The sequence below is a fragment of the Paenibacillus sp. 481 genome (assembly GCF_021223605.1).
GTDB lineage: Bacteria > Bacillota > Bacilli > Paenibacillales > Paenibacillaceae > Paenibacillus_B.
Genome location: NZ_CP075175.1, coordinates 4,833,552 through 4,845,391, shown reverse-complemented (window position 1 = coordinate 4,845,391; position 11,840 = coordinate 4,833,552). Strand labels below are relative to the sequence as shown.

Here is an 11,840-nt window from a genome sequence, read left to right as displayed (position 1 = left end):
ACATCATTTCATTAAGTTGACTTATAATAAATCCTTACTTCGGCAAATGCTTGATTGGAATACGTACACGCCGAATTGATTTTGCTTCGTCATGAGATGTTTGAAAGATACATGTTAGAGATGCACGGCATCATCTAACTCGGTATTACAAGTTCACGTTCGAGGGAATGGAACAGGATCAAAAGTTAAGAAAGAAAATTTGCGCGGATACTGTACGATAATCATCTTGAGACTAATCTGTCGATTGAAACACACCCTCCTTTAATGTATATTTTTGTTTAAAATAGGCTCAAATACAAAATGATATAAACATTATTAATAATATCATAGTTATTATATATTTAATTATAACTATATAATATTTAACTAATCTTTAAAAACGAAACAGAAAACGATAATAGGAATACGGCCTCAGAACTTGCTCAAATAGAGTGTCGGTTAACCATGAAGTTGGCGAGTTGTAAGAGGAATTAACGGTGCTATTTTACGAAGACAACAGATATACAGAACTTACTTAACAGTTAATTTCATATGCAGATACAAAACGCGATACTGTAGCCAAATACTAAGAGGAGTGTATAACAGGGAAGCCTTACATTGTTAGTCGCGTGGGAACGGTCATATACATGGAAAAATAAAAGTGTTAAACATCATATTACACTCATTTCCATATAAGCATGAACTTTTTGAATATGTGTAATTAGTGCTGATTATGCCTTATTGTATAATATTTGTATATCTCGTTTTTTTGAGGCCTTGTTATTAATACTTCTAGCTAATCAAGCATACGAAGAGCCGCGACTAATGTATCGATAGACGCAGCCCCATTGATTAGTAATATGCCATTTTCATTATATGTTCACTATTGGTAGAATTCATTTCTTGCAGATATGACCCGTTGTTCTTCTAGCTCGGCAATAAAGTCGCTTGCGTGATCCACTCGCAGCACGATTTTCGAAATCATTTTCTTCACTCCATACGAGCCTTGCATTTGCACGGGCTCCTGTAAGCAAATTTCAAACTGTGGGGCATCCAAACGCATCAACGACACAAATATGTCGTCCGGAACTTTCGCCCCTAGCTCAAAAGACTTGGCTTCATGTACGGCTTCGATATTGTCCAATCTAACGGTGACACTTCCTTGGAAGCCTAAATTCACTTGCAGGTGATGATCGAACAGGCGATGCGGTCGATGCTCAGACGGAGTTATAAAATAAGTTAAAGCGATGGCAAAAACATACCAGACATACACCTATTCTCTCGGCATTGATCTTGGACGCGCACATAACAAGTAGAACGTGGACGGTATGAGTACGATCATTCCTAAGTTAGAGCTCATAATAACGGTGTTGCTTACATTAAACTGTCGAAGTAAAAAGAAGAGGCCGCACGTTAGTATAGCCGTGAACATCAGAAATAAGAGCAGAAAAAGAACATGGGATGTTTGTTTAGGTTTCTTGTTGGTTGGAGTAGTGTGTATTATGGGCAGCTCATCATCTAATCCCATACGGTTGTGTTTCCAACTTTAGTTGGTTTAAGATAGCAGAAATGATTGCAGATTGTTGTTCATGAATAAAAAAGTGATTTCCCTCGAACAGCTGAATATGCACGTCTCCTTCTGTATATTGCCCCCATTCCGCCAAAGCATCTACACTTACTCTCGGGTCATGCGTGCCACCAAACACGGTAAGCGGGCATTTAAGCTTGTCCTGCTCGATAAATTGATACGTTTCACACACTTTAAAATCGGCTCTAATGCGCGGTAGCACCATTTTCATCAATTCCTCATTTTGCAAAAGAATTTCAGGCGTGCCTTGCATTTTCCTAAGCTCCTCCGTGAAATCAGAGTCAGATAGACGATGGAGCTCACGTGACAAAAGAGGAAGATGCGGTGCATTTTTAGCTGAGACAAACAAATGAGTTGGGCTGACTTGATACTGACGAAATAGTTCTCTTGCCAACTCAAAGGCGATTAGTGCGCCCATACTGTATCCGAAGAAAGCGAATGGCGTACGGATCATTGACCTCATTTCAGGCAAAATCGCAGCTATGATGGCAGATAACGATTCTAACGGTTGTTCTACAAAGCGATTTTCTCTCCCCGGCAATTGCACAGGACATACTTGTATACCAGTTGGAAATTCTTTTTGCCAAGTCTGATATATAGAAGAACCTCCTCCTGCATAGTGAAAGCAAATCAATCTTAAATCAGGATGGTGATCTTCATTATCTTTGAAAAATAAGGTTGGTGAATGCACGGAAGCACCTCTCTACATGTGATTTTATTTGTTAAATAATGTATACCAATTTATTATATCTCAAATTATTTTTACTGTGCAACTCCTTTTACGATGGAGCTTAGCCAGAACTGTGTAAACAAAAAAACTGCGCTTAAATAAAACTTTAGCGCAGTTTAGTACATTCTTATTATGGCAGCAACGAGCTACCCATTAAATATTTATCCACTTCACGAGCCGATTCGCGGCCTTCATTAATCGCCCACACGACTAAACTTTGTCCGCGACGCATATCTCCTGCCGCAAATACCTTCTCCACATTCGTTCGATATTCGCCATAGTTCGCCTTTACGTTCGTCCAACGATCTGTTGCCAATTGGAATTGCTCAATCAGCGTTGCTTCTGGGCCGTTGAAGCCGATTGCGATCATGACTAGCTGTGCTGGGAAGACGCGCTCCGTACCTGGAACAGGCTTATAGGTTTTACGACCAGTCTCATCGACGGAACGCTCAATTTGCACCGTATGAAGCTCTTTAACCTTACCGTTCTCATCCCCAATGAACTTCGTCGTCATAATCGAAAATTCACGTGGATCGTGTCCGTACAATGCTTTTGCTTCCTCATGCGCATAATCAAGTGTATACACATTAGGGAATTGCGGCCACGGATTCGCAACAGAGTCACGCTCAAGCGGCGCTTTCGCGTGCGTACCGAACTGCGTAACACTGCTGCAACCGTGTCGAAGTGCTGTCGCAATACAGTCGGTGCCCGTGTCACCGCCACCGATAACAATAACGTCCTTGTCCTTAGCTGAAATGTAGTTACCGTCCTCTAAGTTCGAGTCCAAGTAGCTCTTAATCGTTCCATTCAGGTAGTCCATTGCATAGTGAATGCCGTCTAAATGGCTGCCTTCAATATCGAATTCACGCGGCTTTGTAGCACCGCCACACAGCACAACCGCATCAAATTGCGACAGAACCTCTTGTGCGGATATATCCTTGCCAATTTCCGTGTTGACAACAAACTGTATGCCTTCTGCTTCCAATAAATCTACCCGGCGCTGCACGACTCCTTTATCCAATTTCATGGACGGGATTCCGTAAGTAAGCAAGCCGCCAATCCGATCTGCACGCTCGTATACCGTCACCGTGTGTCCAGCTTTGTTCAGCTGCGATGCACACGCCAAGCCTGCAGGGCCCGAACCAACTACAGCTACACGCTTCCCTGTACGCTTTGCTGGTGGCTGTGGCTTTACCCAGCCTTCATCAAAACCGCGATCAATGATCTCTTGCTCAATCGTCTTAATCGTAACCGATTTGCCGATTAGTCCCACAGTGCAGGAGCCTTCGCACGGTGCTGGGCACACCCGTCCTGTAAATTCAGGAAAGTTGTTCGTCTTATGTAGACGATCCAACGCTTCATGCCATAACCCGCGAAACACAAGGCTATTCCACTCTGGAATCAAGTTGTTAATGGGACAACCTGACGTTCCACCAGTCAATTCAATGCCCGTGTGACAATATGGCGTACCGCAATCCATGCATCGCGCACCTTGCGTACGCAGTTCCTCTTCACTCAAATGCTTGTGGAACTCTTCCCAATCATTCAATCGCTCCAACGGGTCACGATCAGCTGGGATTTGTCTAGTATACTCCATAAAGCCCGTAGGTGTTGACATGCGTTCTCCTCCATCCGTCTGTCCGTATCTCTTTTCATGTAAGCTTATATAACATATTAAACGGTGCCGGAAAAAGATGCAATAAATAAATTGCAAGCTTCGACATGAGATTTCCCCATATGTTACAGAAATTGAGCACAAATGAAAATGGAGAGAAAGGCAGATCATTTGCACTCTTTTGCAGTTACGCATTACTAGAGCACAGAGATCGGTCTTCTCTCCATATTTATACTATGTTTTAGCTTGTAGATTTGCGCCTATATGTTAAAAAACGGTGCGCATAGCGGTTTTTCTCATCGACTTCACCAGTAACTTCGCTCACCAGTTCCCACAAGGATTCGTCGTAAGGTGGAAAATAATCCTCACCTTCGAACTCCTCCTCAATTTCCGTTACAAGCAGCTGATCCGCGTGTTCCATAAATAAGTCGTATATTTGTGCCCCGCCAATAATCATCACTTCTTCGTTCGGTGCTAACGCAAGCACGTCATCTATGCCGAAAATCACTTCAGCATCCGGCACGCTCCAATTCGAATTACGTGTTAATACGAGATTGCGACGCTTAGGCAGCGCCTTTCCAAACGATTCAAACGTACGCCGCCCCATCACGACCGTTTTACCGAGCGTCTGCTTACGAAAATACGCTAAATCGTTCGGCAAATGCCATGGCAATGTATTATCTTTTCCTATAATACGCTGCTTATCCATCGCCCAGATCATTGTAATTGGCATCCTATATTCTCCTCTCCTCTTGTCCACCGCATACAGACAAATATGAAGCAGAATCATTGAAGTGCTGATTGAAGTGCTAATCTAAATATTCAAAATACTCCATATACTCTAAACACTTACATGCTTACACCGCTACCGGCGCTTTAATCGTTGGATGATGTTCATAATCTGCAAATTCAAAGTCTTCAAATGTATAGTCGAAAATAGATTCCGGCTTACGCTTAATGACAAGCTTAGGCAGAGGTAAAGGCTCACGCTGCAATTGTGTGTTCACCTGCTCCAGATGGTTCGTGTAAATATGAACATCTCCACCCGTCCAAATAAACTCACCTACCTCAAGATCGCACTGTTGAGCGATCATATGCGTCAACAGGGCATAACTTGCGATATTGAATGGCAATCCCAAAAACGTATCTACCGAACGCATGTTAAGCATGCAACTGAGTTTGCCGTTTGCGACATAAAATTGGAACGCATAATGGCATGGCGGCAACTTCATTTGATCGACTTCGCCCACATTCCATGCCGAAACGAGCAAGCGGCGTGAATCAGGATTTGTCTTAATTTGCTCGATTACGTTCGTAATCTGATCGATCACACGTCCATCTTTCGTTTCCCAGTTCCGCCACTGTGAACCATATACAGGCCCTAAATCCCCGTTCTCGTCCGCCCATTCATCCCATATCCGCACACCGTTATCCTTTAAATAACGTATATTCGTATCTCCGCTCAAAAACCATAGCAGCTCGTGCACGATCGATTTTACGTGCAGTCGCTTTGTCGTTACAAGCGGGAATCCATTGCTTAAGTCAAAGCGGAGCTGACGTGAAAACACAGAAATCGTACCTGTACCTGTCCGATCCTCTTTATGCACCCCATTGTTCAATACGTCTTGAAGCAGCTCTAAGTATTGTTTCATCTCATTTACCCTCTTTCATTCCGATCGATATCCTTATTCAGTTTAACATTCTGTTTGCAAAAAATCATTATTGTGCAGTCCAACATTTCTGTAAACCGCATCCTAACATGATGGGTTACATAAAAAAATCCCTCACAGCTATTGGCTGCGAGGGGAACAAAAAAGCATCATTATTCAGAACCGTAACAGAATTATAACAGAACCTTCAGAGAGATAGGAGATTACTTACCTACCGCGTGAATCGGGTGGCCCAGCACAACTTCTGCTGCTTCCATCACGATTTCACCAAGTGTTGGGTGAGCATGGATTGTCAACGCCAAATCTTCCAACGTTGCAGCCATCTCAACCGCCAAGCCCATTTCCGCGATCAAGTTGGACGCTTCTGGTCCAACCATTTGCGAGCCAAGCACGATGCCTGTCTCTGCGTCAGCAACGATTTTCACGAAACCGTCTACGCTGCCGCCGAGGGACAGAGCACGGCCGTTCGCTGCGTACGGGAACTTGCCAGATTTAACTTTGTAGCCTTTTTCTTTTGCTTCTGTTTCAGACAGACCAACGCTAGCGCATTCTGGATCTGTGAAGCATACAGCTGGCATAACTTTGTAGTCAACAACGCTAGGCATACCTGCAATCGCTTCAGCCGCTACTTTACCTTCGTAGGACGCTTTATGCGCCAACGCAAGACCAGGAACGATATCGCCGATAGCGAAGATATGAGGTACGCTTGTGCGTCCTTGGTGGTCAACTTCGATCACGCCACGGTCAGTCATTTTAATGCCAACCAAGTCAAGACCAAGTTCACCATCTGTGTTTGGACGACGGCCAACTGTTACGAGCAAGTACTCAGCTGTAACTTCTTTCGTTTCGCCACCAACCGTATATTTAACCGTAACGTCTTTATCTGTTTGCGAAGAGCTTTCCGCTTTAGCGCCTGTAACGATATCGACGTTCGTTTTCTTCATGTTTTTGGACACGATTTGCGTCATGTCTTTATCGAAGCCTGGCAAGATCATGTCTGCGCCTTCGATAACCGTTACTTTAGTACCGAACTTGGAGTACATTTGACCAAGCTCTGCACCGATGTAGCCACCGCCGATAACGATCATGCTCTTCGGAATTTCAGGAAGCTCAAGCGCTTCTGTCGAAGACAAGATGCGTCCGCCGAACGGGAATGCTTTCAATTCGATCGGGCGGGAACCTGTAGCGATGATACAGTTCTTGAACATGTAACGTGGCGCTTCTTGGTCGTTAAACACACGCGCTTCGTTTTCGTTGATGAACATGCACTCGCCTTGGAATACTTGAATTTTGTTCGCTTTCAAGAGCGCACCAACGCCGCCTGTCAGCTTTTTAACTACGCCAGCTTTGAACGCTTGAACTTTTGTAAAGTCAACTGTTACGTTCTCCGCTTGAATTCCGATATCGGAAGCGTGTTGTGCTACTTCGTATTGATGCGCTGCACTGATCAACGCTTTAGAAGGAATACAGCCACGGTTCAAGCACACGCCGCCGAGTTCCGACTTATCAACTACGAGTACGCTTTGACCTAGTTGAGCAGCACGAATAGCTGCTACGTATCCACCAGGACCTGCGCCGATTACCAATGTGTCGATTTGTAAAGATGCGTCTCCTACTACCATTAGATTATACCTCCATGACTAGCAACTCAGGGTTAGCCAGCAACTGTTTGATATAGTTCATAAAGTTTTGTGCAGTAGCACCGTCGATCAGACGGTGGTCGAAGCTCAAGGACAATGCCATTACTGGCGCTGCTACGATTTCGCCGTTCTTCACAACTGGCTTCTCAGAGATACGGCCAGTACCCAAGATCGCAACTTCTGGGAAGTTGATGATCGGAGTAAAGAACATACCGCCAGCGGAACCGATGTTTGTGATTGTGATTGTGGAGCCTCTCAACTCGTTCGGGCCAAGTTTGCCGTCACGGCCGCGTGCTGCCAAGTCACGAATTTCGTCAGAGATCATCCAGATGCTGCGGCGATCTGCGTCCTTAACAACAGGAACGATCAAGCCGTTGTCTGTGTCTGCTGCGATACCGATGTTGTAGTACTTTTTGTACACAATTTCTTGTGCTTCTTCGTCGATCGTTGCGTTCATCACTGGGAATTGGCGGCAAGCTGCTACCAAAGCTTTCACGATGAATGGCAAGTAAGTAACTTTCTTGCCTTTTTGCTCCATAACTGGCTTCAAGCGGTTGCGGAATGCAACAAGCTCAGTTACGTCCACTTCGTCCATAATTGTAACGTGTGGAGCTGTGTAAGCAGATTTAACCATCGCATTGGAAATCGCTTTGCGGATACCTTTGAATGGTGTGCGCTCTTCTTCCACGAAACGATCTGCTGCTGGAGCTGCCGCTGCTTTTTTCTCAGCTGGAGCTGCTGCTTTTTCGGAAGCTGCTTCTTCAGTTTTAGCTACTGGAGCTGCCGCTGGAACGCCACCTTTAGCAAATGCTTCTACATCTTCACGTGTAATTTTGCCGTTGTTGCCTGTTGCAGGAACTTCAGCGATGTTTACGCCAAGGTCACGAGCAAGCTTACGCACGCTTGGAGTAGCCAAAACTTCACGGTTAGGTGCTACTGGAGCTGCCGCTGGTGCAGCTGCATCCGTTGTCGGAGCTGCTGCTGCCGGAGCCTCTTCCTTCGCTTCTTCAGCTGGAGCAGCTTGCTCAGGAACGTCGCCTTCTGCGTCGATAATCGCAACAACTTCGCCCATGTGCATAACTTGACCGTCTTTTGCAAGAACTTCAAGTACTGTTCCGTTTACCGGGCAAGGAACTTCAACGATAGCTTTATCGTTTTGTACCTCCATGATGATATCATCATCTGTTACTTTGTCACCCGGTTTAATAAGCATTTTAATAATTTCGCCTTCATGCAATCCTTCGCCTAGCTCAGGAAAGCGATACTCGAATTTTGCCACAGGGATAACCTCCTACTCTCTATCGGTCCTTCTTTAGAAGTTCAATACCTTGTTAACTGCCGCTACGATGCGCGCAGGGTTAGGCAACCATTGATCTTCGATTTGTGCAAATGGATAAATCGTATCTGGACCAGCAACGCGAAGAACTGGAGCTTCAAGATGAAGAATAGCCTTCTCGTTAATTTGAGCGATAACTTCCGCTGCAACGCCGGATGTTTTTTGTGCTTCTTGAACAACAATTGCACGGTTTGTCTTTTTAATGGACGCAACAATTGTGTCAATATCAAGCGGCATCAATGTGCGCAAGTCGATAATTTCTGCTTGTACGCCTTCTTTTTCAAGTTCAGCAGCAGCTTTCATCGCTGTGTGCACCATCAAGCCGTAAGCCAAGATTGTAACGTCTTTACCTTCACGTACAATGCTAGCTTTACCAAGTTCAACTGTGTAGTCGTCTTCTGGAACTTCTGCACGGAATGCATGGTACAAGTTCAAGTGCTCCATGAAGAATACTGGATCGTTATCACGAATCGCAGCAATCATCAAGCCTTTAGCATCGTAAGGGTTCGAAGGAACTACTACTTTGATACCTGGTGTTTGAATCATCAAACCTTCCAAGGAATCTGTGTGCAATTCCGCAGCTTTTACGCCACCGCCGAAAGGCGTACGGAATACGATTGGCGAGTTGTAACGTCCGCCAGAACGGAAACGCATACGTGCAGCTTGTACGCACATTTGGTCCATTGCTTCGTAGATGAAGCCGACGAATTGAATCTCAGCTATTGGACGGAAGCCTTGGATACCCAAACCTACTGCCAAACCACCGATTGCAGCTTCTGCAAGTGGTGTATCAAATACACGATCCTCACCAAATTCTTTTTGCAAACCTTCTGTTGTACGGAAAACACCGCCAACATGACCAACGTCTTCACCGAAAATAATGACGTTAGGGTCGCGCTTCAACTCAACGCGCATTGCGTCGCGAATCGCTTCTTTCATATTCATTTGTGCCATTGCTTCGTGTCCTCCTTACCGTTATCGCAAAGCCTTGCATACAAGGCTGGAATCTATATGTCGGTGCCAAGCAGTGTTGTACGCTGTACGGTATACAAAGTACGTTGTACACACTCTGCCCAGCCTATTTGCTAAGTATTAATTATTGAAAGTCAGCTTTTTGCTCTTCCAAATGTTGCGGAGTCGTTTCGAACATCGTGTCGATAAGACCAGCAACTGTCATTTTTTCTGTTTGCTCTGCACGCTTGATCTCTTCGTTGACTTTCGCTTTCGCTTCTTCTTTCACGCGAGCTGTGTCTTCTTCTGTCCAGAGACCTTTTTTCTCCAAATATTTACCAAAGCGAACGAGTGGGTCTTTAATAGCCCATTCAGCTTCTTCATCTTTGGTACGGTATTTAGAAGTGTCATCCGCCATGGAGTGTGGACGGTAACGGTAAGTCAATGCTTCGATAAGTGTTGCACCTTCACCTTTGCGTCCGCGCTCAGCAGCCATTTGAACAGCTTTAATAACTGCAAGTACGTCCATTCCATCGATTTGCAATCCCGTAATTCCGACAGCAATCGCTTTATGTGCGATAGATTTCGCAGCTGTTTGCTTGGAGAACGGTGTTGTAATTGCATAGCCGTTGTTTTGTACAAAGAAGATAACTGGCAATTTGTAGGCACCTGCGAAGTTCAAGCCTTCGTAGAAGTCGCCTTCGGAAGATCCGCCGTCACCTGTGTACGTGATTGCAACTTGAGCTTGCTTTTTGAGCTTGAAGCCCATTGCGATACCCATAGCATGCAAAATTTGCGCACCGATGATGATTTGCGGCATCATAACGTTTACGCCAGCTGGAATTTGTCCACCATGCTGATGACCACGGGAGTACAAGAACGCTTGGTACAGCGGCAAGCCGTGCCATACGATCTGTGGCATATCGCGGTATGCTGGTACGACAAAATCTTCTTTTTGCAAAGGATAAACACTACCTACCATAGATGCTTCTTGACCAGAAACTGGTGCATAGAAACCTAGACGACCTTGACGGCCCAAGTTAATAGCGCGGTCATCCCAAGCGCGAGTAAATACCATACGGTACATAATTTCTTTCAGTTGATCGTCGCTCAAATCCGGTACCATGTCCGGATTGACAACTTCTCCTTCAGGAGACAAGACGGATAAAGGTGTTACGTCTTCCGTCTGAACTTCGAAATGGAACTTGCTCATCTGATTTTCACCTCAATAAAAGTTTGAAGATTTTGTTGCACTGTTATAGAATCATTATACACCTGTTTTAATCATTTGGTCAAAACAAAACGCGAAAAAATTGAACATTTTGTAGAATTGTAGTTATAACAGTTCGAAATTGGCACTATAACAGTGTACAACAAAGTTGTCGAAGTTGTGAACATTTGGAACTCGCTAATCCCTTTCTTCCTATTAAAAAGGATCGTTTCTTGGCATTGTCCATTCTTTTAGCGAGGCCGGCACAAAAAACGTTATGAATAATAGTGTTGACCAAAATCAACAAATTTTTGCATGTAGGCGGTGACCTTAATGTCTGATTCATCTTTGTTCAAGCGTACAATTGTAAAACATGATATCCCAAGCTTCCATCTCGGGGAAAGTCGACACGTTCGAGTGTACTTACCACCTGGATATCAAGAAATGCTTAGCTACCCTGTCGTGTATTGTCAGGACGGCGAGGACTTCTTTAACTTCGGTCGCATTGCAACGCATGCCAACCGACTTATATTAGAAGAAGATATGGAGCCCTTCATTATTGTCGGTGTAGATGTGGATAAAAAAATTCGCACCTCCGAGTATGCACCAGACGGAGATCGCTTCGAGTCATACTGTAAAGCCTTTGCCGAAGAAATCGTTCCTACAATTGAACGACTGTATCCGGTTCGTACGGATTGGACGGACGTCATCCTTGCTGGAGATTCGTTAGCAGGCACCGTATCGCTCCATCTTGCGCTTCAGTATCCAGAGCGCTTCCGTCAAGTTATTGCCATGTCCGGCGCTTACTATTCGGCCTCACAGCAGTTGATTGCGGCGGAACGTGACTTGTCATGGCTGCATATGCACATGATTGTCGGTCTGCAAGAAACAGCGTACCCGACAGATCGCGGAACGTTCGACTTCGTTGATTTGAACCGAACAGCTAAGAAATTGCTGGAGGAGCGCGGTGCTAAGCTCCATTACGAAGAAATGGACGGCAACCATTTGTGGGGCTTTTGGCAAAAGCATCTGCCAGATGCACTTAAATATTTTTTAATGTAGAAAATGATTAATGATATTAAATATTTCATTTTCCACATGAAGCACAAAAGAAGTGACTC

Annotated in this window: 10 protein-coding genes; 1 reads left to right on the top strand and 9 read right to left on the bottom strand. The window is 44.7% G+C overall.

The features are described 5' to 3' along the window. Positions 1 to 862 precede the first annotated feature (862 nt). The 9 genes from KIK04_RS21350 to pdhA form a co-directional block, all read right to left on the bottom strand. Entirely contained in the window at positions 863 to 1,252 is a 390-nt protein-coding gene (locus KIK04_RS21350; protein WP_232275634.1) for a hypothetical protein, read from the bottom strand. 241 nt (positions 1,253 to 1,493) lie between these two features. Then, positions 1,494 to 2,258, bottom strand: a complete 765-nt coding sequence (locus tag KIK04_RS21345; protein WP_232275633.1) for a thioesterase II family protein — start codon at positions 2,256 to 2,258, stop codon at positions 1,494 to 1,496. Positions 2,259 to 2,427: 169 nt separating this feature from the next. Next, on the bottom strand, positions 2,428 to 3,915 hold the full coding sequence (locus tag KIK04_RS21340) for a glutamate synthase subunit beta (protein WP_232275632.1): 1,488 nt from the start codon (positions 3,913 to 3,915) through the stop codon (positions 2,428 to 2,430). Between the two features lie 238 nt (positions 3,916 to 4,153). Beyond that, positions 4,154 to 4,645 carry a dihydrofolate reductase gene (locus tag KIK04_RS21335; protein ID WP_232275630.1) on the bottom strand — a complete coding sequence of 164 codons (492 nt, stop codon included), beginning with the start codon at positions 4,643 to 4,645 and terminating at the stop codon, positions 4,154 to 4,156. A 124-nt stretch (positions 4,646 to 4,769) separates the two neighbouring features. Further along, positions 4,770 to 5,564 (bottom strand): thymidylate synthase, encoded by a 795-nt coding sequence (gene thyA, locus KIK04_RS21330; protein ID WP_232275628.1) that lies wholly within the window; start codon positions 5,562 to 5,564, stop codon positions 4,770 to 4,772. Between the two features lie 221 nt (positions 5,565 to 5,785). Further along, positions 5,786 to 7,204 carry a dihydrolipoyl dehydrogenase gene (gene lpdA, locus KIK04_RS21325; RefSeq protein ID WP_232275626.1) on the bottom strand — a complete coding sequence of 473 codons (1,419 nt, stop codon included), beginning with the start codon at positions 7,202 to 7,204 and terminating at the stop codon, positions 5,786 to 5,788. 4 nt (positions 7,205 to 7,208) lie between these two features. Next, positions 7,209 to 8,501, bottom strand: coding sequence for a dihydrolipoamide acetyltransferase family protein (locus tag KIK04_RS21320; protein WP_232275625.1), 1,293 nt, complete (start codon positions 8,499 to 8,501; stop codon positions 7,209 to 7,211). Between the two features lie 33 nt (positions 8,502 to 8,534). Continuing rightward, complete coding sequence (locus tag KIK04_RS21315) at positions 8,535 to 9,512, bottom strand: alpha-ketoacid dehydrogenase subunit beta (protein WP_232275623.1); 978 nt, start codon at positions 9,510 to 9,512, stop codon at positions 8,535 to 8,537. Between the two features lie 142 nt (positions 9,513 to 9,654). After that, complete coding sequence (pdhA, locus tag KIK04_RS21310) at positions 9,655 to 10,722, bottom strand: pyruvate dehydrogenase (acetyl-transferring) E1 component subunit alpha (protein WP_232275621.1); 1,068 nt, start codon at positions 10,720 to 10,722, stop codon at positions 9,655 to 9,657. A gap of 330 nt (positions 10,723 to 11,052) precedes the next feature. On the opposite strand from pdhA, the gene KIK04_RS21305 reads away from it, so the two are divergent. Continuing rightward, the gene (locus tag KIK04_RS21305) at positions 11,053 to 11,781 is read left to right on the top strand and encodes an alpha/beta hydrolase (RefSeq protein ID WP_232275620.1); all 729 of its coding nucleotides are present in this window, start codon (positions 11,053 to 11,055) and stop codon (positions 11,779 to 11,781) included. The last annotated feature ends 59 nt before the right edge of the window (positions 11,782 to 11,840 follow it).

Bases quoted from the DNA above. Each gene is read 5' to 3' on its own strand.
- KIK04_RS21335 (WP_232275630.1), bottom strand. From the start codon at position 4,645: ATGCCAATTACAATGATCTGGGCGATGGATAAGCAGCGTATTATAGGA.
- thyA (WP_232275628.1), bottom strand. From the start codon at position 5,564: ATGAAACAATACTTAGAGCTGCTTCAAGACGTATTGAACAATGGGGTG.
- KIK04_RS21305 (WP_232275620.1), top strand. From the start codon at position 11,053: ATGTCTGATTCATCTTTGTTCAAGCGTACAATTGTAAAACATGATATC.
- lpdA (WP_232275626.1), bottom strand. From the start codon at position 7,204: ATGGTAGTAGGAGACGCATCTTTACAAATCGACACATTGGTAATCGGC.
- KIK04_RS21315 (WP_232275623.1), bottom strand. From the start codon at position 9,512: ATGGCACAAATGAATATGAAAGAAGCGATTCGCGACGCAATGCGCGTT.
- KIK04_RS21340 (WP_232275632.1), bottom strand. From the start codon at position 3,915: ATGTCAACACCTACGGGCTTTATGGAGTATACTAGACAAATCCCAGCT.
- pdhA (WP_232275621.1), bottom strand. From the start codon at position 10,722: ATGAGCAAGTTCCATTTCGAAGTTCAGACGGAAGACGTAACACCTTTA.